This is a genomic window from Dolichospermum heterosporum TAC447 (assembly GCF_024584745.1).
Classification (GTDB): domain Bacteria; phylum Cyanobacteriota; class Cyanobacteriia; order Cyanobacteriales; family Nostocaceae; genus Dolichospermum; species Dolichospermum heterosporum.
This window is the reverse complement of the sequence record NZ_CP099464.1, coordinates 438,858-463,481: the sequence shown is the minus strand read 5'-3', so window position 1 is coordinate 463,481 and position 24,624 is coordinate 438,858. Positions and strand designations below refer to the sequence as shown.

General features: G+C 38.3%; 22 protein-coding genes. 12 read left to right on the top strand and 10 right to left on the bottom strand.

From position 1 onward, the window contains the following. Positions 1–306: 306 nt before the first annotated feature. The 4 genes from NG743_RS02015 to NG743_RS02000 all read left to right on the top strand — a co-directional run bounded on the left by NG743_RS02015 (position 307) and on the right by NG743_RS02000 (position 1,869). Entirely contained in the window at positions 307–618 is a 312-nt protein-coding gene (locus NG743_RS02015) for a DUF433 domain-containing protein (protein WP_027400760.1), read from the top strand. Next, positions 611–853 (top strand): DUF5615 family PIN-like protein, encoded by a 243-nt coding sequence (locus tag NG743_RS02010; RefSeq protein WP_228044036.1) that lies wholly within the window; start codon positions 611–613, stop codon positions 851–853. The genes NG743_RS02015 and NG743_RS02010 overlap by 8 nt, the downstream gene beginning before the upstream one ends. Positions 854–1,379: 526 nt before the next feature. Continuing rightward, positions 1,380–1,610, top strand: a complete 231-nt coding sequence (locus NG743_RS02005; RefSeq protein ID WP_027400762.1) for a hypothetical protein — start codon at positions 1,380–1,382, stop codon at positions 1,608–1,610. Further along, positions 1,585–1,869, top strand: a complete 285-nt coding sequence (locus tag NG743_RS02000) for a type II toxin-antitoxin system RelE family toxin (protein WP_027400763.1) — start codon at positions 1,585–1,587, stop codon at positions 1,867–1,869. Before NG743_RS02005 ends, NG743_RS02000 begins: the two co-directional genes overlap by 26 nt. A gap of 33 nt (positions 1,870–1,902) precedes the next feature. Here the strand turns inward: NG743_RS02000 and NG743_RS01995 are convergent, their stop codons facing one another. Beyond that, positions 1,903–2,139 (bottom strand): hypothetical protein, encoded by a 237-nt coding sequence (locus NG743_RS01995; protein ID WP_027400764.1) that lies wholly within the window; start codon positions 2,137–2,139, stop codon positions 1,903–1,905. Positions 2,140–2,627: 488 nt separating this feature from the next. Here NG743_RS01995 and NG743_RS01990 point away from each other — a divergent pair, with 488 nt between their 5' ends. Both NG743_RS01990 and NG743_RS01985 read left to right on the top strand, forming a co-directional pair. Then, a complete protein-coding gene (locus NG743_RS01990; protein WP_035081174.1) occupies positions 2,628–2,936 on the top strand; it encodes a FitA-like ribbon-helix-helix domain-containing protein in 309 nt (102 codons plus the stop codon). Further along, entirely contained in the window at positions 2,926–3,378 is a 453-nt protein-coding gene (locus tag NG743_RS01985) for a PIN domain-containing protein (protein WP_168467096.1), read from the top strand. Before NG743_RS01990 ends, NG743_RS01985 begins: the two co-directional genes overlap by 11 nt. Before the next feature lie 41 nt (positions 3,379–3,419). On the opposite strand, the gene NG743_RS01980 is transcribed toward NG743_RS01985, so the two are convergent. The 3 genes from NG743_RS01980 to proB form a co-directional block, all read right to left on the bottom strand. Next, positions 3,420–3,644: an element excision factor XisI family protein gene (locus NG743_RS01980; RefSeq protein ID WP_235335102.1), complete on the bottom strand. Its 225-nt coding sequence runs from the start codon at positions 3,642–3,644 to the stop codon at positions 3,420–3,422. Between the two features lie 640 nt (positions 3,645–4,284). Beyond that, positions 4,285–5,472 carry an FtsW/RodA/SpoVE family cell cycle protein gene (locus NG743_RS01975; protein ID WP_257121401.1) on the bottom strand — a complete coding sequence of 396 codons (1,188 nt, stop codon included), beginning with the start codon at positions 5,470–5,472 and terminating at the stop codon, positions 4,285–4,287. Positions 5,473–5,562: 90 nt separating this feature from the next. After that, positions 5,563–6,672 (bottom strand): glutamate 5-kinase, encoded by a 1,110-nt coding sequence (gene proB / locus NG743_RS01970; RefSeq protein WP_257121400.1) that lies wholly within the window; start codon positions 6,670–6,672, stop codon positions 5,563–5,565. A gap of 620 nt (positions 6,673–7,292) precedes the next feature. Here proB and NG743_RS01965 point away from each other — a divergent pair. Beyond that, positions 7,293–7,856, top strand: coding sequence for a Uma2 family endonuclease (locus tag NG743_RS01965; protein WP_257121399.1), 564 nt, complete (start codon positions 7,293–7,295; stop codon positions 7,854–7,856). Between the two features lie 334 nt (positions 7,857–8,190). Here the strand turns inward: NG743_RS01965 and pheS are convergent, their stop codons facing one another. After that, positions 8,191–9,183 (bottom strand): phenylalanine--tRNA ligase subunit alpha, encoded by a 993-nt coding sequence (gene pheS / locus NG743_RS01960; protein WP_257121397.1) that lies wholly within the window; start codon positions 9,181–9,183, stop codon positions 8,191–8,193. A 242-nt stretch (positions 9,184–9,425) separates the two neighbouring features. Here pheS and surE point away from each other — a divergent pair, with 242 nt between their 5' ends. From surE to NG743_RS01945, 3 genes are all read left to right on the top strand, one after another. Further along, positions 9,426–10,223, top strand: coding sequence for a 5'/3'-nucleotidase SurE (surE, locus tag NG743_RS01955; RefSeq protein WP_027400770.1), 798 nt, complete (start codon positions 9,426–9,428; stop codon positions 10,221–10,223). A gap of 849 nt (positions 10,224–11,072) precedes the next feature. Further along, the gene (locus tag NG743_RS01950) at positions 11,073–11,954 is read left to right on the top strand and encodes an MBL fold metallo-hydrolase (protein ID WP_257121395.1); all 882 of its coding nucleotides are present in this window, start codon (positions 11,073–11,075) and stop codon (positions 11,952–11,954) included. A 74-nt stretch (positions 11,955–12,028) separates the two neighbouring features. Beyond that, positions 12,029–12,919, top strand: a complete 891-nt coding sequence (locus NG743_RS01945; RefSeq protein WP_027400772.1) for a bestrophin family protein — start codon at positions 12,029–12,031, stop codon at positions 12,917–12,919. Between the two features lie 7 nt (positions 12,920–12,926). On the opposite strand, the gene NG743_RS01940 is transcribed toward NG743_RS01945, so the two are convergent. The 4 genes from NG743_RS01940 to iscB all read right to left on the bottom strand — a co-directional run bounded on the left by NG743_RS01940 (position 12,927) and on the right by iscB (position 17,513). Continuing rightward, positions 12,927–13,856 (bottom strand): alpha/beta fold hydrolase, encoded by a 930-nt coding sequence (locus NG743_RS01940; protein WP_027400773.1) that lies wholly within the window; start codon positions 13,854–13,856, stop codon positions 12,927–12,929. A 162-nt stretch (positions 13,857–14,018) separates the two neighbouring features. Continuing rightward, complete coding sequence (locus NG743_RS01935; protein ID WP_027400774.1) at positions 14,019–14,843, bottom strand: SDR family oxidoreductase; 825 nt, start codon at positions 14,841–14,843, stop codon at positions 14,019–14,021. 515 nt (positions 14,844–15,358) lie between these two features. Continuing rightward, a complete protein-coding gene (locus NG743_RS01930; protein ID WP_168467449.1) occupies positions 15,359–16,033 on the bottom strand; it encodes a pentapeptide repeat-containing protein in 675 nt (224 codons plus the stop codon). A 184-nt stretch (positions 16,034–16,217) separates the two neighbouring features. Beyond that, positions 16,218–17,513: an RNA-guided endonuclease IscB gene (iscB, locus tag NG743_RS01925; RefSeq protein WP_257121135.1), complete on the bottom strand. Its 1,296-nt coding sequence runs from the start codon at positions 17,511–17,513 to the stop codon at positions 16,218–16,220. A 442-nt stretch (positions 17,514–17,955) separates the two neighbouring features. Between iscB and NG743_RS01920 the strand changes: the two genes are divergently transcribed. Then, positions 17,956–18,135 (top strand): hypothetical protein, encoded by a 180-nt coding sequence (locus tag NG743_RS01920; protein WP_257121393.1) that lies wholly within the window; start codon positions 17,956–17,958, stop codon positions 18,133–18,135. Positions 18,136–18,327: 192 nt separating this feature from the next. On the opposite strand, the gene NG743_RS01915 is transcribed toward NG743_RS01920, so the two are convergent. Further along, positions 18,328–23,796 (bottom strand): translocation/assembly module TamB domain-containing protein, encoded by a 5,469-nt coding sequence (locus tag NG743_RS01915; protein WP_257121392.1) that lies wholly within the window; start codon positions 23,794–23,796, stop codon positions 18,328–18,330. A gap of 302 nt (positions 23,797–24,098) precedes the next feature. On the opposite strand from NG743_RS01915, the gene NG743_RS01910 reads away from it, so the two are divergent. Further along, positions 24,099–24,518 (top strand): DUF3110 domain-containing protein, encoded by a 420-nt coding sequence (locus tag NG743_RS01910; RefSeq protein ID WP_027400778.1) that lies wholly within the window; start codon positions 24,099–24,101, stop codon positions 24,516–24,518. Positions 24,519–24,624: the final 106 nt, after the last annotated feature.

The following is a 24,624-nucleotide window of genomic DNA, read 5'->3' as shown; positions in this document are numbered from 1 at the left end:
CTGGGGGAAAATCGCCTGACATTAAAGAAGATTTCCAATCGTGACGGGTGATAATGCTCGCTGAGTATGGAAGGAAACATGGAGTTTGTCTGAATCAGGATGTCCAGGATTAAAGGATGTACAGGATTATCTATTGATAATTTATTTTGTCTGATAGTGTAGCCATATCAGACATATATTTCTAAATCTGCTTGTGTTACAATTTACTCATCGCAGTAGAATTTATGAGTAAGATAAAAAAGTGTATAATGATTTAAGTTACCCTGCAAATTTATACATTCTTGGAAAGAGAAGGAAAGAAATTAAATGACAGCAGTAATTACTAATCATATTGAAATTACACCAGGGATATGCGGTGGTAAACCTCGCATTGCTGGACATCGAATTAAAGTGCAAAATATCGTTATTTGGTATGAACGCATGGGAATGTCACCAGATGAAATGGTCTATCATTATCCCAGTATTACTTTAGCGGAGGTTCATGCAGCATTGGCTTATTATTATGATCATCTAGAAGAAATTAGAAAAGATATAGAAGAAGATGAAATATTTGCTAAAGAGATGAAATCTCAAACGCCTTCTTTAGTACAGCAAAAACTTCAAAAAGGTCATGGTTAGAGAAATTAAATTTCATTTAGATGAAAATGTCAGTAATGCGATCGCTGGTGGACTTCGTAAAAGAGGAATTGATGTAACGACAACTCCAGAACAAGGACTTATTGCGGTATCTGATGAGTTGCAATTAGAATTTTCGGTATCTCAAGGAAGAGTTATATTTACTCAGGATACGGATTTTTTGAGATTACATCAAGTCAATACAAATCACTTGGGAATTGTTTATTGTCCTCAGTAAATAAAATCTATTGGACAGATTATTCAGGGTTTAGTATTAATTTGGGAGTTGCTATCACCTGAAGAGATGTTTGGGAGAATTGAATATTTATGAATGAAGAAAGCGATCGCACTTATGAAGTCAATGTGGCTAGAGGCTAGAGGGCGATCGCTATATGGCAATATTCAATATTGAGCTAACCGTTACTGAAGAGAATCTTAATCTTTTAGCCCTTTTGATTTAGAGTGGTGACTAAACATGGAATTTGTCTGAATCGGGATTTACAGGATTAAAGGATGTACAGGATTATTTATTGATACTTTATTTTGTCTGAATCAGGATGCTCAGGATTAAAGGATGTACAGGATTATTTATACTGCTTGACTGTTTCTGAAGAAATTAGTTGCTATTTTTAATATTTAGGTACAAAATCCTGACAATCCTCAAATCCTGGATATCCTGATATGGCTACGCCACGCTACGCTATCAGACAGATATTTCTACATTTTTGTATGTTATAATTTTCAGAAAATAGCAAAGATTATTTATGAATACAGTAGAAATTCGTCAACAAATTCAAGAATATGTTGATAAACTGTCACCAGAAAGATTATTAGTGGCTGTTGATTTTTTGGCGTATTTGGCAGATAGACAAGATAATGATGCTACTGAAGAGTTATTGAAAATTCAAGGATTTAAAGAAGATTTTGCTAAAGCGAAAGAAAATGTTAAAGAAGGTAAGGTAATTTCTGTTGAGCAACTTAAACGAAAATATTAACTATACGGTTGTTATTGGCATTGATGCTCAAGATTTTTTTGAATCTGCTTCTGCTACTTTACAAAAGAAGTTAGACAGATGTTTTGAAATTTTAAAGATTGAGCCGCGTAATTATCCTAATATAAAAGCACTGAAAGGTGAATTCTCAGGTTATTATCGTTATCGAGTGGGTGACTATCGAGTGATTTATGAAATTGATGATAATTCAAAACTGGTAACTATTTTGCTGATTGCACATCGAAGTAGAGTTTATGAGTAGCTGCAATAAATATTCGTCCCTTCCCACCTTAACTTATCTCATTTGTAAATACTCTTTAAATACAGCAGATAAATTAAATAAAACTTTTTCTTGGACAACTGTTTTCAGTAAATATCGTTGTTTTAAAGATTGTAAGCCATTAATCAATTGCATTGATGATAAGTCTAAGTTTTGTTTTATATCTTCTCTCGATGCAGGTTGATTAAATTTACTTAATGCTAGAACAATTTGCTGTTCTATAGATGATAATCTATTAAATACTTGACTCAAGTTAAATTAAATAAAAAAGTCAACAATTTTGAGAAATTGTATAGTTTGAAAATTGCCCTTGAGCGTGGTTTAATTAATGAACAAGAGTATACTCAAAGAAAAGCTTCACTTGAGTAAAGTAGTCGTGTAAGGTGCATTGATTTTTAAGATAGGGGTAAAGCAAGAGCTTCATTGGTGTCAACTTAAGTAAAAAAAGTTAAGAATGGCTTATCTGTTTGCTTCCACACCCGCCCGGAAATTCATTTCCGGGCTAATAGCGAAAGTAAACTAAAGTTTACTCAAAAATTTCCGGGTTATTTAGTCATCAAAAGACAACTTCTGCTATTAGACTGGGAATATGGCTAACGCCACGCTACGCTATCATTCCCAGGCGGGCTAAAGGTTTTACGTTAAGTTGACACCAATGAGCATTGCTAAACCCCTACCGCGTTGATATATAATCATGAAAAATGCTATAATATAAACCTATCGCAAGCTATGTATGAAATATGAAAATAATTCTAGATAACTTAGAACCCAGCCTAGTCGAAAATCTCAGATATCAAGCAGAACAACATGGACGGACTCTAGAGACTGAGTTAAAACTAATTTTAACACAAGCTGTTACCAAAAATGTCCAAGAAAACTCTCAGGAACAAACATTAATTCCCCTAGAAATATTAGCAGCACAGGTAAAAGATTCCTTAGATAATACAGGATATAATTCCCATGAGCAAATTATTAATTTAATTCAAGATGTAAAAAGAGAAATAGCTGAAGAACATTTATTAAAAGCACAGCATCGCAATGAGTTATGATATCCCTCAACGTCTATTTTTAGACACTAATATTTATATTATTGGTGTTGCTAATCAGGATAGTTATGAAAGAAAAATATTAGAATCAGTTGGTTTTTTACAATCTTCATCTGTAGAAGTTATCGTTTCAGAAGAATTATTAGATCAAATCTTACGAGTATCTAAACGTTTATATAATAAAGATTGGGGTAGTCAAATTGTCGCTCGGATTTGGCAGCAATTACAGGTTATTTATGTCAATTTTACTTCTGAGGAATGGCTCAAAATAGAAGAGTTAGGATTAATTCCTCGTGAAGATATTGGAGTTTATTTAACTGCTAGTAAGGGTGAAACTCAATGTTTTGTTTCTGCTAATTATAAACTAATTCGTTGTTTAGTTCAAGAAACAAAAGAGTTTGAATGTTTAACTCCTCAAGAATTTGTGAATAAGTATTTATCATAATTATTATTCCCAAAACTTCTGATTTTATTTTACACTTTATTTTAAGCCACAAAAAAATCTGTAACCTGGCGATATTCAGGACGAATAAACCCTAAAATAATATCATCCTTTCCTACTCCTAATTCCAATAATTCCCCAGTTATCCCCCTTTCTGTACCATCCCCTTCAATGCAGATTTTCCCATCAATAATTCGCAAATGAAACACCACTGCATGAACCCAACCTGTAACCATTAACAAATAATTATCAGATTCTTGATCACAAATACATAAAGCCTCAATTTTTCCATGACTAGGTTTATAAGTAGTGAGACAGAATTAATTACACAATGTCATTGCGTTAGCGCAGCGTGGCGTTAGCCATAGGGAACAAAGTGAAATGAAACAATCGCCAGGGTTGTGATTGCTTCCCTTCGCTCGCAATGACTGTAAATATTTTTGTCCAATTACTTACAAAAGAAGGGAACTCTTAACTGGGAACTCTTAACTGGGAGCAAATAAGAAACACTCATTTGCACCAGTTTAAAGCTCAGTCAAAAAAAGGATGTTTTTAAAAGATGCGTAGCACGAAAAAAACAGTGTCATTATTTCAATCTCATGTTTTTAAACATGAGTTTTTCCTGTTCCCTGTTGCCCGTTCCCTGTTCCCTTTGAATTGGCGTGATTTGCAACAATACTAATTATAATTCTTCTGTATTTTTCTAACTTATCCATTGTACAATTACCTCCTGAATTGGATCAAAAATAATGTAATTAATCTGCTGTTGAGTTCCTAGTCTCTGACTAGGAATGCAGTTAATGAGGCTCTGCCTCTAATATCATTGAAGTCAGAGCCTTCTAGAATTCATTCCCAGTCTCTGACTGGGAATGAGATGACTTGAGTTCTTTGCGGGATAGATGTTTTACGCTAAAAAAATCGTCTTCTTGTCCGAGGTTCAGACTGTGTTCTTCGTAAAGGGACTACTTCTGCTTCGCTACCCTCCCTAGCTACTCGAATTAATAACGCAGAAGATACCAAACTAGCAACCATCGAATTACCACCATAACTAAACATAGGTAAAGGTAAGCCTGTAGTCGGTAACGCACCTGTAGTTACACCAATATGTAATAGTGATTGGCCAATCATGACAACTACTACACCAATTGCTACTAATTTGGATGTGAGATTTTTGGATTTAAGGGCAATAATTAATCCTAAAGTGGCAAATATTGCTAACATTAGCAAGAGTAAAATACTGCCAATAAAACCAAATTCTTCGGAAAAAATTGCGAAGATAAAATCAGTATCTTGAATTGGTAAATAGAATAACTTTTGTTGAGAAAGTCCAAATCCCGACCCCCAAGTTTGCCCTGAACCTACGGCTAATAAACTTTGTACTAACTGATAACCATCTCCTGTGGCATCCCCCCAAGGATTCATAAAGGACATAATGCGTTTACGTTGATATTCTTTGATACTAATACTGAGTAATGCTAAAAGCAGACCACCAAAGGCTGTTCCTCCCAAATATTTATATGGTATTCCTGCTGCTAAGGCAATGAACCAAATTGTCATGCCGCAAAGTGCTGTGGTACTTAAGTTAGGTTGGGCAAGAATTCCTAAAAGCACAAGACCAAAAACACCCAACCAAGATAAACGAATTCCCCAAGGTCGTTTTTCCCACTGGCCAAAAAGTGTGGCGCTTTGTAAAACTAAAAAGGGTTTAATTAATTCTGATGGTTGGATAGGAATGGGGCCAATGGCTATCCACCTAGCAGCATCAAAGGCTTTTTTTCCTAATCCTGGTATTAATGTCAGAAAAATCAGCATCAGAAAAAATATTAAAAACCAATGAGATACACCCAAGATTTTTCGCAATGGCAGATTAACAATGATGTTGAAAATAATTAAGGAAGCTATAGCCCAAAGAATTTGCCGTTTAAAATAATACAAACCGTCACCATGACGGGCATCAGCAACGGGATAGGATGCGGAAAAGAGGATGATTAAGCCAATAAACATCCACGTTAATGTTAGCCAGCGCAACAATCGGGCTTCTAAACCCCAGCTAGAAACAGAATTATCAAAAATTGGGATTAAACGGAGTAGATTCACAATTTGGTAATTGGTAATTGGTGATTTTCTTCTTTCTTCTCCTGACTCCTGGGTGGGGAAACCCCGCCCCTACTACAAGAAATCCTGTATTTAAATTAAAACTAAGTTATCTCGGTGAATCACAGTATCTGCGCCTTCATAACCCAGAATTGAGGGGATTTCCCGTGAATGTCGTCCGCAAATTTTCTGCAATTCTTCACTATTATAATTCACTAATCCTCTAGCAATTTCATCACCATTACTATCACACAATTGCACCGCCTCTTGATTGTCAAATTCCCCTTCTACGGCTTTAATTCCCGCTGCTAGTAAGGATTTTCCCGCTTTGACAACGGCAGCGATCGCCCCCTTGTCTAAATATAATTTTCCTCCAGGAATCAAACCATAGGCTATCCAACGTTTGCGGGCTGAGGTTGGTTCTGGTTGCGGTGCAAAATGTGTACCAATGAGTTCCCCTTGAATAATTTTTTCAATGTTTCGGGGAAACTGTCCTTGAGTAATGACTGTACGAATACCAGCAGCGATCGCAATTCTCGCTGCCGAAATTTTAGTCATCATCCCTCCAGTCCCCCATTGAGAACCCTGTCCACCAGTTTGAATCTGTAAATCTGTCAGTTCTTGCATACTACTAACTAAACTAATTGGTTTAGCATCGGGTACGGAACGAGGATCGGCTGAATATAATCTATCAACATCCGTTAATAAAAATAACCAATCTGCTTCTACTAAACTAGCTACTAATGCAGACAGGGTATCATTATCCCCAAATTTTAATTCTTCTACCGCTACTGTATCATTTTCATTAACTATAGGGATTACTCCCAAACCTAGTAATTCTTGAAAAGTATTATTAGCATTCAGATAGCGGCTACGTTGTACCAAATCTGCCCTAGTTAATAATACTTGAGCAATTGGTTGTTGGAGAATGCTAAATAAATCATCATATATACGCATTAATCTACCCTGTCCAACTGCTGCTACAGCCTGTTTTAAAGCTATAGTTTTGGGACGTTCCGTTAACCCTAACCGCGCACAACCGACTCCCACCGCGCCAGAAGAAACTAAAATTACCCGATGTCCCTTTCGTCTCAAATCACAGAGGGTTTCCGCTAAAGTAGCAATACTAGAAAGGGCTAATTGTCCTGTTTCTGGTTGAGTAAGGCTAGAAGTACCGATTTTAACAACAATTGTTTTGGTCATTAGTTAGTGGTCAGTTGTTATTCCCAAAAAATTATACAGCGCCAATCCCTCTATGGTGAAGGTTGGCGCTGTACGGGTTTATATTTATCTATTATGTGCTAGGGTCTTTTTAGGCTGACCCTGATGTTATTGAAATTAATAATCTCTGATTTTTTGCGAATTTGATAATTCCTTAACTATTTCTTTAGATTTACTTTCCTGACGAATGATAAATCTTTGTAAAGATTTGTATCTTAAAACTATTAATACAGCACGGCGAAAATAAACCAACCACTATAAATCTCCCAAAAGCTTATACCGTCTTCGTTTTGACCTTTGACTTTTGATTTTCGCCTGGCGGCACTAAGTAGGTATACTGCAAACGGTTTATTGTTTAACTAAATATGGAACCCCTCTCCAAACCTCTCCCCGCAACGGGGAGAGGCTTTGAGACTGTTATTTGTATTATAAAAAAGTCCAAGTTTTAGCCGTTTTGAGTATAAACGTGAACTAACCAAAATGTGTATTGTAGAACCAAGAAACATTCCAATATAATTGCGCTGTCGCTTCATCCAACCTACAAAAAATGGCGAAGGTATGGTTATCGTTGATAATATAACTATGCTTTCTAGTTACCAATTATGACTATAGCCACTGAACGCCAGATTACACTAGAAGATTTTCTCAAGTTACCAGAAACTAAACCAGCATCAGAATTTATTAAGGGGGAAATCCTACAAAAACCTATGCCACAGGGTGAACATAGCTTAATTCAGACTACTTTTATTGAAGTTGTCAATGGACTAACCAGAAGTCAAAAAATTGCTATAGCTTTCTCCGAACTACGCTGTACTTTTGGTGGTAGTACCATTGTTCCTGATATTGCGGTGTTCCGGTGGGAGAGAATTCCCACAACTGAATCTGGGAAAATTGCTAACCGCTTTGAAATTCATCCTGACTGGATAATAGAGATTCTTTCTCCTGAACAACTACAGAAAAAAGTATTAACAAAATTATTGCATTGTTCCCGACATGGAACTGAGTTAGGTTGGTTATTAAACCCAGAAGAAGAAAGCGTATTGGCTGTATTTCCTGGACAAAAAATTGAAATATATGAAGATGATGATAAATTACCAATTTTGGAAAATATAAATTTAGAATTAACAGTTAAGGAAATTTTTGGTTGGTTGAGTTTTGGTTCATAACTGTAGCAAGGAAAGGGGGATGAGAAACTTTATCAAGGGCGGGTAAACCCGACCCAGAAATGAATGTCAGGGCTAATAACCAAAGTCTACTAAGGGACTTCCAATTAAAAAAATCCCCAAAAGTTTCTTGTGGTGCGGGACGAATTGCCCGCTAATTACCAAGGACAGGCAGGATACCCATCCCACAAAATTGGGTAATTTATTTTTTGGTGATCCCTAAAGTAGACTCAAGATTATTTAGTCATCAAAAGACAACTTTTGCTATGAGACTGGGAATATGGCTAATGCCACGCTTCGCTATCATTCCCAGGCGGAACTTATGCCCACCTGGATATTAAAATTGTTGTAAGAAGCGTAAATCGCTGTTATATAAACGGCGAATATCATCAATTTGGTGTAATACCATAGCAAAACGTTCTACACCAAAACCAGCAGCAAAGCCGCTATAAACTTCGGGGTCATAACCGACAGATTTTAAAACATTGGGGTCAACCATTCCGCAACCCATGACTTCTAACCAACGTCCTTTCCACTGTAAATCTACTTCTGCCGAAGGTTCAGTAAAAGGGAAATAACTGGCACGAAAGCGAATTGGTAAGTCACCAAATATTGATTGTAAAAAGATTTTGACAGTTCCTTTCAGGTCTGTAAAAGTTAGTCCTTCATCTATAGCTAAAAGTTCGATTTGATGAAAAACTGCTGAGTGGGTCGCATCTACATCATCTCTGCGATATACTCGACCTGGGGCAACAACTCGAATGGGTGGTTCTTCCTTTTCCATGTAGCGAATTTGCACTGAGGAAGTATGAGTCCGTAATAAATTACCATCTGGTAAATAGAAGGTATCTTGCATATCACGGGCTGGATGATCTGGGGGGGTGTTAAGTGCTTCAAAATTGTAGTAATCTGTTTCCATTTCTGATCCTTGGGCAACGGTGTAACCCATGCCGACAAAGATATCTAGGGTTTGGTCAATAATGCTATTGAGGGGATGAATCCGACCTTGGGGACGGTAAATACCGGGCATGGTGACATCTATGGTTTCCGCCTCTAGCTGTACCTGAATTTGAGCAGCTTCTAGGGTTGTGCGTTGCTGGTCAAGGCTGTTTTGAATAGCTTCTTTGACTGTGTTAGCGATCGCTCCAATTTTAGGCCGTTCTTCCGCGCTCATTTGCCCCATACTTCGCAATAGCGCCCCCAATTGCCCTTTTTTGCCTAAATAGTTGACTCTAAGTTCTTCTAGGCGTTCTAGGCTATCAGCAGAGGCGATCGCTGTTTCTCCTTCTTGCCGTAATGCTAAAAGTTGATCCTCTAAATTGCTAGTCATTAGTTATTGGTGATTAGTCATTAGTCATTAGTCTATAGTAGGGGACGGGGAACAGGGGAGCAGGGGAGCAGGGGGCAGGGGGCAGGGGGCAGGGGGCAGGGGGCAGGGGGCAGGGGGCAGGGGGCAGGGGGCAGGGGGCAGGGGGGCAGGGGGCAGGGGGCAGGGAGAATATTTATTGCCTATTGCCTATTGCCTATTGCCTTCTTCCTGACAACTAACAACTAACAACTAACAACTAACAAATGAAATTACTAGTTAGCAATGATGATGGAATTTCTGCTTTGGGTATTCGTACCCTAGCCAACACTTTAGCCGCAGCGGGTCATGAAGTGACAGTAGTTTGTCCAGATCGAGAGCGATCGGCAACAGGACACGGATTAACTTTACTGCAACCAATTCGCGCGGAAATAGTAGAATCTGTTTTTCATCCTCATATTAAAGCTTGGGCTTGTGATGGTACGCCTTCAGATTGTGTAAAATTGGGATTATGGGCTTTATTAGATTCTCCACCAGATCTAGTGCTATCTGGAATTAACCAAGGGGCAAATTTAGGGACAGAAATCCTCTACTCTGGGACTGTTTCTGCCGCAATGGAAGGAGTCATTGAAGGTATTCCTAGTATTGCTTTTAGTTTAACCAGTCATACTCATAAAGACTTTCAAACAGCGGCTAAATTTGCCGAAATCCTAGTTGCTAAAATTGCCGCCCAACCACTGCCAGAATTGATGTTACTGAATGTCAACGTCCCCCCCCTATCTTGGGAAGAAATAGCTGGAGTTACTTTTACCAGACAAGGAGTACGACGTTACGTAGATGTTTTTGATAAGCGAACTGATCCCAGAGGTAAAACTTACTACTGGTTAACTGGAGAGGTGATCGAAGATGTAGAACCACCTATAGAATTAAACTTACCAACCCACATTCCCCTTGATGTTCATGCCATTCAAAAAAAATATATCAGTATTACTCCATTACAATATAATTTGACTTATGGGCATGGACTTAATCAGCTATCTGGGTGGGAATTTGAATTTCCCTAGATTCAGGCATTTTCATCTCAGCTAGAAAAAATTATTTTCAGTGACTTTACTGGATTTTGACTAGCTATTACTTAAGTAAATGTAGGAGTCTAATAGTCAACCACCCATCACTTCCCTTCGGGTAAGTGAGGGCTTGTAAAAGCCTAGTTGACCAGACTCAGTTCTTAACCGAACTACGTTAGAGGTAAGAGTTAAAGACCTACCAGGGGATGCGTAGCTAGTTCCCTGCTCTAGAACTTCAAAGTTAAACAGGCTTAAGGGTTAAACCAGTGCTTTTAAGATAGTTACCGACCTCTAACATTGTCAAAGCTAACGTTACCCCAGAAATGGGAGGCTCTTCGGAGCAAAATATTATGTCCAAAGTATTTGTTTTAGGGACTTCCAATTAAAAAAATCCCCAAAAGTTTCTTGTGGTGCGGGACGAATTGCCCGCTAATTACCAGGGACGGGCAGGATGCCCATCCCACAAAATTGGGTAATTTATTTTTTGGTGTTCCCTTAGACACTGAAAAAAGACCACTAGACTCACAAAAAGGACGGTTACGAATATGGAAAATCAAAGATTTGTTAATTGCTCAATTGTCCCTCTCATTGTTTGTGCTGGCGCACAAAATTACTCAAGGGACGTTTCACAATTAACCCTCCATTCCTCCCATCACCAAACTGAGTACAGTTTTGGTGGGGGTCTCCTGGAGGTTTAGATGACATTGAAGCCAAAGTGCTTGCAATTCTGAAAGCCGAGTATGTTGTTTCCAGTAATAAAGTTTGTAAGATAGCATACACTTAAATAAATAAGAAGTCCTGTGTTTTCATTATTCCTTTGCTCAGTCTAGCCAGCCAACAATACCCATGTCCAGGATAGAAAACCAATTTAATGTGCAGTTTTGGGGCGTTAGGGGCAGCATCCCCAGTCCAGGGCTAGATACAGTCCGCTACGGAGGTAATACTCCTTGTGTCTCCATGCAGGTGGGCGATAAACGACTAATTTTTGATGCGGGGACAGGATTGCACATTTTAGGTAAATCCTTATTGTCCCAAATGCCAGTAGAGGGGCATTTATTTTTTACCCATTCCCACTGGGATCATATTCAAGGATTTCCCTTTTTTACCCCGGCTTTTATTAGTGGTAATAAATTTGATATTTATGGAGCGATCGCCCCAGATGGTTCTACTATAGAACAGCAGTTAAATGACCAAATGCTGCATCCTAACTTCCCTGTACCATTACAGATTATGCAGTCTAATTTGACTTTTCACAATGTGCAAATCGGACAGCCCATCAATATTGATGAGATTATTATAGAAACCGCTCATTTAAATCATCCCGGTAAAGCAGTAGGATATCGAGTTAATTGGCGAGGTAGTGCTGCTGTTTATATCACGGATACTGAACATTATCCTGATCATTTAGATGAAAATGTCTTGTGGTTAGCTCGCAATGCTGACGTACTCATTTATGATTCTACCTATTCTGATGAAGAATACAGTAATCCCAAATCCCCTAAAATTGGTTGGGGACATTCCACTTGGCAAGAAGCTATAAAAGTTGCTAAAGCTGCTAATGTGAAAACCTTAGTAATTTACCATCATGATCCAGACCACAATGATGATTATTTAGATCGTGTCGGTGAAGATGCTTGTGCGAGTTTTCCTGGTGCAATTATGGCGAAAGAAGGACTAGTTATCCCAGTTAACAAAGAATTTTATCCTCAAAACGGCTGGATAGTTTGATTCTAAAGGTAGGGGTAAAGCAAAAGCTGATATGTGTCATTTTGTAAAAGTTTATATCCCACCCGTATTACTATATGTTAGAGAAAAGACTGTCATGGTTTGAAAGTGCTTTACAAATAAAAGGGTCCGTCATTGCGGCGATTTACAAACGGGTGCTTTTGTGTGGTGGTTTTGGAGTTTTAATTTCCATACTTTATCATCTGAAAATTCCCGTTTCCCAACCAATTTTAGGGACTGTTATTCCCAGCATCGTTTTGGGTTTGTTATTAGTATTTCGTACTAATACAGCCTATGAACGTTTTTGGGAAGGGAGAAAATGCTGGGGGGCAATAGTCAATACTATCCGTAATTTAGCTCGACAAATTTGGGTATCTATTGATGAGAAAGAACCAGAAGATAAAGATCATAAAATTGAGGCTTTAAACTTACTTGTGGCTTTTGGCATAGCGACAAAACTACATTTACGAAGTGAACCTATAAATAGTGATTTAGAAGCATTAATGCCAGATTCTAAATACATCACTCTGAAGATTATCAATAATCCGCCTTTAGAGATTGCCTTTTGGATTAGCGATTATTTACAACAGCAATATCATCGTAATTGCATTAATAGTTATCAACTGACATCTATGCAGGAACTATTAAATATATTGGTAGATAATTTAGGTTCTTGTGAACGAATTTTAAGAACACCAATGCCGCTGGCTTATGCTATTCACCTCAAACAATTATTATTGCTGTATTGCTTCCTATTGCCATTTCAAATCGTCCAGAGTCTTGACTGGTGGACTGGGTTAATTTCTGCTTTGGTTAGCTTTACGTTGTTAGGTATTGAAGCCATTGGGTTAGAAATTGAAAATCCCTTTGGTTATGACGAAAATGATTTACCTTTAGACGCAATTTGCACGACTATGAAACGAAATATTGATGATTTAATCAGCTTAACTCCTACTGTGCATAAATAATGAAATTTTAAATGTAACTGGAAATAGAAGCTATAAATGGTGATACTACCTCAACAAATGCTTGAGTATACTCATAGGGCATAACATTCTTGCCAATGATTTTGACTCCCTGACCTTGAGGTAAACAATTCAAATAATATGCTAATCTTTCATCGGGAGTTTCTGGTTTACTTTCTTTACTAATGCCGCGAGCTTTTTCTCCCACAACTAATAATGTGCGGTGAGGAATTGAAGCAATATCATGACTATAATCCCTTTGCCAAAATCTGGCTAAAAAAGCAAATACAGCATAGCGCCCATTCATATTTTTAGCATCTGCTATAAGAGTGTTTAACCATTCATCATCAACGTTTTCACTGAGTGCAAATAATTTTTCAGATGAGAAAGAATGTAAAAATTTGCGGGTACGGGCATAGCGGAAAAAGGCATTACCTATGGGAGATGTAAAAATACTCCAAAGTAAGTTCTGTTGCCATTTGGGGGCATTTTTAGTAATAACTGGACGAGAGGTAGGATCAGATAATACTAACCCGGCAATTAGGTCTTTTTCCAGTTTCACTAATTCAATAGCAACTGGTAATAAAGCCCCTTGAACTACGATAATAACGGGTTGTTTAATTACAGTTTGCAAAAAGTATTGTAGTTGTTTTGCCCAGTTAATTGGTGTATGTGCTAAGGCTGGCATATCACTTTCACCACATCCCAATAAGTCGGGATTGTAGATATAATTTTGGTTATTTTTATCATACCATTCTCGGCAAAATCGTTGCCAAAATTGCCGTGATAAACCTACACCGATAGGATGAATTAAAAGTAAAGGAATGCCTGTTGCTGGCGAATTGAGAGGTTGATGAAGTTCGTAAGCACAGCGATAGTTTTGCCAAGAATAATACTGGGTTGGCAATGCTGTTCCGTTGTTGATTGTAGCTGATGACATGATGATATAGGACTCCTATTTGATTTTTGATAGCCTGCGTGGCGTAGCCATACAAGACTCAGTAGGTATCAATTCTGTCTTTCCTGTTCCCTGTTCCCTGTTCCCTGACCACACAAGTAAATTCACAGAATTAAACCGGATTCCTATAATTGGGAATGGGGGCTAAAAAATTATTTGCGGGTGAAGGAATTTATATCCAGCATCTTTAAGCTTTTGATTGGATACCCAGGCATTATATGGGCGGATGTTTTTATTATCTGCATCCCAAATAACTTTAGGTAAATTGTTTTTTGCCATCACATTATCAAGTAATTCTTTATTTGTCAGATGACTATCATCTACAAGATTATAAATGCCTTGTAAGCGATGCTCACGAGCAAATTCTATGGTGTTAACAATATCGTCAACATGAACCCAATTGGTGATATCTTCTCCATTTCCAGGACGAGTTGTTCCTGCGGCTCTACCAAAGATTTTTTCCAGTTCTCTACCCGGTCCATAAATACCACCTAACCGTAAAATACAAATCCGGGTGTTTTCATTGTTTGCTGATAATAATATATCTTCTGTTTTTTTGAGTAGTTGAGAATTGCGATTAGCTGGGGCTGGCGGGCTTTCTTCATCTACCCAAACACCATTTCTGTCTCCATAAATTGAATAACTACCTGTATAGATGACTTGGTGAATATGAGGAAATTGGGGTAAGAGAGAAACTAGATTTTTCGCAGTATCTACATAAGTTTCTTCATAAGAATCTGCATTTTTTGCCCCGACACTTAATAAAAGGATTTCTTGATTTTTTAATACGGCTTTCAAACTTTCTAGATTATTACCTGATGTGGCAATAACTCTTTGTGCTACTGTTTCTAAAGTAGGGATACGTTCTGGGCTAGTGGTAGTTGCAGTCAGCATGAAATTACTGTTTGACTGCCAATATTTGCTAACTGCACAACCTACATAACCACAGCCAATAATTGCAATGTTCATGATCATTAATAGAACTAAAATAAATTATTTTTAACAATTACCAGTCAATCGTCAATAGTACAGGAATTTAGAAGTTTTTGACTAATAAGTATTAGTTCTACTTAAAATTTTCTGCCTATTCAAATATATAACCTGAGAAGGAAGCCACATTGATCATTAAATTTCGTGAATACAGCATTCCTATTTTCTATGTAAACTTGACTTCGGGAGTCAAAGAGCAGGAAGTAGATTCTCTCACATATTATGGATTATGGCTATATTATTAATTTTAATGGCTATGACTAAGTAGGGTTTGCTGAAAAAGTTGTCTGTGAGGGCTAGAAGTATGGCTAACGCCACGCTAGGAGGTAGGGGCGCAGGGACTGCTCCCATTCAGGAGTAGGGTTAACGCCACGCTACGCTATCAGCAAGCCCTAAGTGGGTTCACAGAATAAAACCAAACTCTGTAAAGAAACGTAAAATCCCTGAAAACTTCTTTACTATTGCCTATTGCCTATTACCTATTGGGATTGTTTTCAGGTATGAATTATACCATCAGGCATGATGGCTCCAGCTAATTTAGCTCCAATCAATTTTACCAGCAGGCGATCGCCTGAACGAATTCTCGCTCCTGTCAAATCAGCGCCCCGCAAATCAGCACCGCTAAGATCCGCACCAATCAAATTAGCCGAGCGTAAATTGGCATCTCTTAAGTCTGCTAAGAGTAAGTTAGCCCTAAATAAATTAGCTTCTGACAAATCCGCACCTCTGAGAATCACCTTGTGCATAAAGGTATCACTAAGATTAGACCCGCTTAGATTAGCATAGCTCAAATTTCTGCCTGATAAATCCCGGTTACTCAAATTAGCACGACTAAAATCTTTACCGCTTAAATCTGAATTTGGCTGTGGTTGTTGATAAGTTGTGTGTGGTGGATAGGAGTATGTAGATGATGGTTTATTGGCTTGAGGCGCTGGAGAATAAGCGCGGGTGGGCTGGTTATCCCGTAAAGATCGCAGTTTATCACGAGCTTCATTAAATAATTTCAGCTTTTCCTGGGCTTTGTGTTGTAAGCGCGGATTGTCTTTGGGGAGACGGTCTGGATGCCAAACAAACACTAAATCTTTATAAGCCTGGTTTATTTGTTCGAGTGTAGCCCCTGGCTCTAATTCTAAGATTCTGTAGTATCGCTCCAGTTCGCTGCTCGTCATGGTGTATTAGTGAATATTAATTAATAATTTAACAAATGTTGAGTATTTGTTCATCTAAACCTCCAGGAGACCCCCACCAAAACTGTACTCAGTTTGGTGATGGGAGGAATGGAGGGTTAATTGTGAAACGTCCCTTGAGTAATTTTGTGCGCCAGCACAAACAATGAAAGGGACAGTTGAGCAATTAACAAATCTTTGATTTTCCATATTCGTAACCGTCCTTTTTGTGAATTGATTTACAGTATTTGTAAGAGATACCTTGAATCAGTCCAGATATTGTTGAGATATTGAAACTACCGCTAGTCCTCACCGCTACTCGTCCGATATATGCCCCAATCTTTTTACCTTTTGTGACAACAGCTTTCACAATGTCTCCGGTTTGAAAACCATTAACAAATTTGAACCTGGGGACATATCTAGAAGGAAAACCGTACTTGTCAGTTCGGCAAGATTGTCTAGTGCCGTGACCATTAGCTGTAATTAGCAATGGCTTAACGCCTTTGATATTGAGAATTGGAGTTGACTGACCAACACAAGCTGCATCAATCCAGTGCGTTTTCTCCAGATTTTGCTGACTTCTATTGAACTTTGTTAACCCTCCTGAACCTGTTTCTACAGGTAATCCAGTCGCTTTGACAACGAATAGTAATGCCAAGCGAGTTGTGTTTACTGCTGCTGCATCAGCCAGTGGTCTTTTAGCTTGCTTCAAGATTTTTTCTAACTTTGAAGGGTCTTTTTTGAGAAAATCTTTGATGTCTTTCGTGCCTTTTTTAGTGTTACATTTTTCACAACTTAAAGTGAGATTTGTAATTGAATTACTACCACCCTTGGCTCGTGGATGAATATGCTCTACTTGAAAAGGAACGTCTTTCACTCCACAGTAGGCACATTGTCTACCCCACTTTTCTAGTAAGTATTCTCTGCTTTCGTAACCAGCTAAAGTTCCCTGTTGATATTCCTTACCTTGAATATCAGGATTAGCCATTAACTGCATATCAAACCTGACTAATTCTTGACTAATTGCCCTAATTGGTGCGAGTTTACGCAATCTTTCAACCCAAGTTTTAATATTCTCAACCCGACTTTGTAAGCTCGGTGCTAACCATCCTTCTGGGAAGTTTCTGTTTAAGAATCTTGGTTGTCTGTAACGAGTTTTTCTGGCACGTCTAGAACGTCTTAATTGACTTCTAGAAGTTAAAGCATCTCTAATTGCAAAGCCTCTATGTTTTAATTCAGCAGCAAATACTACTTCGCCAGTTGCATCATTAATTAATGCCATTCCCGTGAATTTTGCACCAGGATCAATCTTTAGTCTTAGGGACGATACTGGGGAGTCAGGACAGGATTTTTTGAGAATAATTGTGAACGGAAACTGTCTAAATATTGCTGCTTTTTTGTTTCTTAATAGTTGTCTAGCCTGTGCTGGATTAATTGGGTCTAGTGGTCTTTTTTCAGTGTCTAAAACAAATACTTTGGACATAATATTTTGCTCCAAAGAGCCTCCTTGCGGGTAATGTTAGCTTCGACAATGTTAGAGGTCGGTAACTATCTTAAAAGCACTGGTTTAACCCTTAAGCCTGTTTAACTTTTAAGTTCTAGAGCAGGGAACTAGCTACGCATCCTCTGGTAGGTCTTTAACTCTTACCTCTAACGTAGTTCGGTTAAGAACTGAGTCTGGTCAACTAGGCTTTTACAAGCCCTCACTTACCCGAAGGGAAGTGATGGGTGGTTGACTTAGTGTTTTCTATCTTCTCCACCATCGAGTGGTAGTTAAAGAGGCTTGTTTTTGTTAGCAAAATTTTAGGCTAAAATGTAATGGTTAATTTGTTACAAATCTGCCTAAATTACTATATTCTGTAAACTCAGGTTTGAGTTTATTCTCAACTGAGTCCTAGTTAACATATTTTCCAAGCGGACTTTATATGTCCTTCTACCCTCAAATTAAGCAATTTTTCCTCGGTAAATCTTTACCAACCAGCGCCCATAGCGAAGAACTAGTTGTTCTTTCCTATCGGCAAACCATTCGTGCTTATCCTAATGGCGGTGGGGGAGTGGGGGGAGTGGGGGGAGTGGGGGGAGTGGGGGGAGTAGGGGGGGAGTAGGGGGAGTGGGGGGAGTAGGGGGAGTGGGGGGAGTGGGGGAGTGGGGGGAGTGGGGGAGAAATTTCTTTCTTCTTTCTTCTTTCTTCTTTCTTCCTTCTTCTTTCTTCCTTCTTCTTTCTTCCTTCTTCCTTCTTCCTTCTTCCTTCTTCCTCCTGAATGGGCGCAGGCCCTGCGCCCCTACGGCTTGATTCCTCAAAATTTTCTTTCAAATTCAATTACAGCCCGACTATCATCAGTTAAATTAGTGGAAGAACGGACACGGAATTGATTATTTATGCGGTAATTAACCCCCCATTGTAAGGGATCATTTGCCGTGAGGATTTTAATGGTAGAAAGAGAGAATTTTGCAGAAATATCAATTCCTGCTTCCAAAGCTAATTCTAAAGATGAGTTATTTCTCCCTGCTTCTGGTCTTTCAGACAGAATAGTGGGAAATATTCGCAATTCACTTAAACCAAAAGCATTACCAATTTCATTAAATGCACCTTGGAAATTACTGAACACAGCCGAACCGGCAATATTAATTAAACCCAGGGTACTATCACCACGTCCTTGATTGTCAACAAATCCGCCTCCTAGCAAGGTGACAATTTGTGTTTCTGAACGGGAAGGATTACTTTGTAATTGCAAATTATCATTAATTTGACTAGCTAACCCATTAATACTAGCTTCTACTCGCACCGTTTCTAACCCTGCTAAACCTAGAGAACCTTGTCTACTTAAATCACTATTTTGAGTTATGTCTAAAACCTTCGCAAATAGGCGAATATTCAAATCAGGGTCACGGGGTTGACGAGGACTAAAAGTAGCAGTTTGTGGATAACCTTTTGCTAAATTTAACTGGGTAGTGAATAAGTTTACTGTACCTTTGGTTAACTTAATAGATCCATCTGGTATGGGTTCAGCTAAAGAACCATTCACAGTTAAATCTCCAGAGGCTTGGAACTTAAACACTGGTGGTTTAGAAATTTGGATATTTTTCCCTAATCTTAATTTTAAATCATTTAACTTAGTAATTTTACCCGCTGTATCTAGTTTATTAAGGTCATTAATTTTTGCAGACGATGAATTTTCATCTTTAGATTCTGCTAACAATACTTGACCATTGAATAATTCTATATTACCGCCAATTATTGGTTGGAGAAGAGAACCAGTAATTGTTAAATCACCATTAGCACCTCCTTGATATAAATCTTTGAGATTTAAAGATAATTGTCTTAAATTAACCATCAAGGGAATATCTATTTGCACATTTTTACTATTAGCAATTGGCAATTCTCCCACAGCTTCCACTTTACCATTGCTAAATTTACCTTCAAGATTTTTGATAAACACACGAGTTAAATCAAAAATTGCTTTACCATTCACATTAGTTAACTTTCCTGGTAAGGCTTGGGCGCTAAAGGTAGCATTATCAAGAGAAGCAGTTCCTTTCACGAAAGGTTGTTTTCTAGTTCCTCGAACTTTTAAGTCTAATTCTCCTTGTCCATTTTCAAAAGCTATCTCATTAGTAAAGAGATTTAAAAGTGTCAAACCTTCATTTTTGATATTGACATTTAAAGTAACTTTGTCACTGTCCGATTTTTCAGAAGCAAAGGGTAAAGTATAGGGAATACTCCCATCAATATTTGCAGGTTCAGACCCCACTCCTAGTAACTGACTACCAAAGTTTAACCGTCCATTAGCATAACTGAAACTAGCATTAGCTGATTCCACTGGTTTTTTATCAATTGTTCCTTCTGTAATGTTTAATTCTCCTGTAGCTTGAGGATTGGCAATATTACCTGCTATGGCTGCGTTAAGTTTTAGCTTACCTGTAATTCCCAGCGGCAGTTTCACTAGATTATTAAATCGCTGAATGGGAAAGTTTTCAACTGTTAATTTACCTGATTGGGTTTTACCACTAATGTAACCTGTAAAGGCAATTAACTTGTTTTCTGATTGAATTCGTAAAGGTTGTAACCGCAAAGTTCCTTCTGTAAAACCACCTTCAGCTATGATTTTTTCTGCCCGATAAAAACGACTTGGTTCTGTTGGTTTCCCCCAGGTAAAATTTTGTCCTTGGAAGTTAAATTTTATTCTTGGTTCATCCGTTGTGGCAGTATTAATGGAAATGTCACCATTCAAAATCCCCTTTAAGTCTCTTAAATCTGGGATAGGTTGAGTATCTAATCGTTTTTGTTTTTGGGTATTTAGTAGGGCATTAATTTCTGATAATCGTTGTATTTGGTTAAATAGAGACTCTAATGGTAAGCCTTGAGATTGGGTGGTTAAATCCACAGCCGTGCCGTAGATAGGTGGGTTTAACCCCCGCTGGAAGTCTTGAATATCAAAGATTTGTGCTGCGGTGAGAATGTCTTGAATATTACCTTTGTCAATGTTGATATTTGCTCGCAGTTGCGGTTTTTTTGCCCAGGGTTTGATGTTGGCAGTAAAGGTATATCTACTTTCACCTTTGCGAAGTTCGCTGTTATTGAGGATGAAGGTATTATTATCGTATCGCAGTTGAGTTGCAAAGCGATCGCCTTTAATTCTCCCCAGTTCCGGTTCTTCAATGGCTATATTTCCCGTTGTAGCCCATGTCTGCGAATTAATTTGCAAATTCCCTGTTAATAATCCTCTCACCCCTCCTGGACTTAAAGGAGTATTTGCTGGTAAAGCTATATTTAAAGCTTTTAAAGGAAAATTAGTCACATTTATATCCCAATCAGATCCTGTTGCTGCACCTGATAACAATGCTTGTTGCCACTGAACTAAAATGGATTTCGGGCGATTATTACCATCTAAATTAACTGCTATGCGGTCTTTCACACCAGCAATATCTAAACTCAACCCCTGTCCTGACACAGAATTTAAATTACCAGTCAATAATGGCTCAAAAGCCAATTCCTGAACTTTTAAATTCCGTAACCCTAACTTAGCTGTAATATTTGGAGCGGTAGGTTTTCCCGTCACCTGTCCGCTAAAATCCAATCTGCCAGCAATATCAGCAAGATTAGGTAATTGCACTGGCAATCCTTCCAGACTATAGTTTCTTGCCTGGATATTCAAATTAACATCAGTAATTTCTGGAATACCCGATTTCTTAGCATTAGCTAATAAATAACCTTTTATAGCGAGCGCCGTTGAACTATTAGCTTGAAAATTGGCACTATTATAACCATCAATAGTTAGCTTTTCTCCATTCCAACCAATATCAGCTTGAATAGGTGCATCCATACCTGATAAACCTTGACTCAACCGCACCTGACCAACAGCAGCCATATCTGCTAATGTGGGAGCAGCTAGAGTTCCCGATACTTGCAACTTTCCTGCCAACTGTCCTTTTAACTGCTGATTAAAAGGCTTTAATTGCAAACCTGAAGTAGCTAACAAGGCTTGATAATGGCCATTATTCAGTTGAATCTCGGAAGCTTTAACTATACCACTAGGTAATGTTAAATAGCCTTTCCCTTCTCCTTGAATAGTTTCTGGCTGGAATGATTCCACCGAACCCGCTACTTGCAATTGACCAGTGATCATTCCTTGCATTTCTGGGCGCAGGGACTGCGCCCCTACGAGTTTTGTTAAAGGTATATTATCAGCTTGAATTTTCGCCTGATAGCGACCTTCTGCCACTTGAATATTAGCAGCTTTAATTGTCCTTCCACCAATATATAAAAAGGCTTTACCGATTCCAGAAAAGGTTTTTAGACTGAAATTTTCCCTGTTACTGGTAATCATAAAATTACCTGATAGGGGATTATTTAAAATTGGGTTAGCTTGTTTAACAATTGTTGCTAAACGTAAGTCTTTTCCTTGTAATAAAGCGGTAAAATTTTGGTTATTTAATTGGATTTGGGAAATATTGACTGTGCCACCTGCAATGTTGACATTGGCATTTTCAGGAATAATTGTTTCTATTTGAAATGGCGAGGAATTTCCTGATAAACGCAATCTACCGTTAAATTCTGCCCCAGCCAGAGAAATATTTTCCTGCTGTTTTTGGTCAACAAAAGATGTTAATTTGATTCTGCTAGATTGAGTTAAAGCTTGCCAACGCTTGCTATCATAACTATAATTACCACTACCAGTAACTATACCGCCGCCAACCTTGGCAACTATATCACTAAAGGAAACTGTGCGATCGCTATGAATAATACTTGTCCCCGTTGCTGGGTATTTGGCTTGAGGAGCTTGCCATTTAACTACAGTTTGGGTATTAGTAGCCACACCCTTCAATTCCGCGGTGGCTGTCATCAGGCCAATGGGGAATCCAGTTTTGATATCATATACTTGAGCGATCGCATCCCCAGGCACATTTTCTGCTCGTAATTGCAAATTCAGTGCCGATACTTTACCAAGTTTAATTATCCCCCCACCCTTAACCTCGCCGCCATAAGTAGTTTTACCTTGAATATCTGTAATTTTTAAAAGAGATTGACTACTAATAAGCTCAAATTTACTGCTAACTTTCCCAAAATCAACTTTATCAATTTGGGCAATTTTTAACGTCCTCACATTACCAGACAATACAGGTTGGGAAACTCTCCCCACTATCTGTAAATCGGCTTGAGCTATACCACTCACCGGAAATGGTAACTTTACATTTAGCGTTGTTTGGGCATTAGCCAAACTTACCGCATTTACACGCCCTTTTAAATTAAACCCTGCTTGCTGATCAATAGTACCCGATGCTGTTAACGGAATCTTTCCATAACTTGTAACTATATGATCTAATTTAATTAACAGTCCATCAAAACTGAGATTTCCCTGACTATTATTGAGCAATTGGGGCAGATTGGGAATTTGCACCGTCACCCCTTCTAGAGCCGCATTGCCATAAAGTAAGGTTTTCTGCTTTGGTATCACCTTAATTCGCAAATCACCATTAACCTTACCAGTTTGTAAAATCAGTGGTAAAGTTACAATCCGGGTAATATCTGCGGCAAGAAGATTTTGAGCTTTGAGTCGAAAATCCCCAACTAAAGTTTTCTCAGGAATTAAATCGCCAACAATGGCAATATCACCCCCACTGACAGCCTTACCAGCCAAGTCCAATTTAATTAAGCGATTTTTATTTAAGAAGAGTTGAGCCGTGCCATTAACCCCAGAAAATCCCACAGGGACTGGTAAAGAAATTTTTGCCCCTTCACTAACTTTCGGTACTAATACCAAATTTGCATCCCGAAACCGCAATTTATCTAAATCGGTTTTAATCAGTCCTGCCTCAGCAGGTGGAGCGATAGTAGTTGTTAACCAGCTTCCCTGTCTATCCTGCTCAACATAAACATCTGGATTAATTAAAGTTACATCTAATCGAAGATTGCGGTTAATAACTAACTTCCAAATATCAAATCCTACATCTACTGCTTTGACATTTACCCGATCTGGATCTGTTGGTGTAGCGGGAATCTCCGAAGCGGCAAACTGAACACCAGTCAGGGAAAAGGATTTAACTGCTCCCAATTTTACTGGACGATTGAGAGTATTAGTAAGACCTTGGGTTGCTAATGGTACTAAATCATGATCAACAAAACCCTTTAATCGCCAAACACCACCAATAATTCCTAATAATAACAAAGCACCTATACCTAAGCCAGTACGACCAATTATCGTCCACCACAGATGATTAGTCCCAGAATTACCGGGGCGAGAATTTTGACTAGGAGAGTTAGACATAGGTTTGCACGCTTTGATTACCAGATATCTTGGCAAAACACTAATTACTGAAACCGGACAATCTTTAATGTTATCTACAGCACTAAAAATATGAATAAATATTTACATAATTTTATGTTTAACTCTTAGAGTATAACGGGATAAGTGCGAAAATGAAAACTTAGGTTTTGGTAAAATTGGTAAATTATGCCTTTTGGTCTATGCCTAACTTCCAGTAATCTCACAAAAATTATTGGAGATTCTTATGAATATACAGTATTGAACTTTAAGATAAATTAGAGAACTGAATCAAAGGATAGACAATGCGTGTTTTTGTACTAATGTTCAATGCTGGCACTGATAATGAGGGGATTCACAGCATTCGGATTAGCAATGCTCAAGGGATAGAAGGGAATAAAATCCTCATGTTTGAGTCAGAGGATGATGCCACCCGCTTTGCTTTAATGTTAGAAGCACAGGATTTTGCTGTCCCGACAGTGGAAATGATGAATGCTGATGATGTTAAGGAATTTTGCGAAAGCACTGGCTATCTCTGGGAAATTGTGGCGGAAAATAATGAATTAGTATTGCCACCAGAAACGAATGTCAAACAAACTGATTGGCAACCTGAACCAGAAATAGAGGATACTGATGAAGACTTTTTATCTTACAGTCCACCTGCGCCAGAAATTGCTAATTCTGATTTAGACAGTATTCGACGCAAACTGGAAGGTTTATTATAATTAGTTATTAGTCATTGGTCATTATTCATTGGTCATTGGTCATTATGGGTAAATAACAACTGACAACTAACAACTAACAACTGACAACTGACAACTGACAACTGAC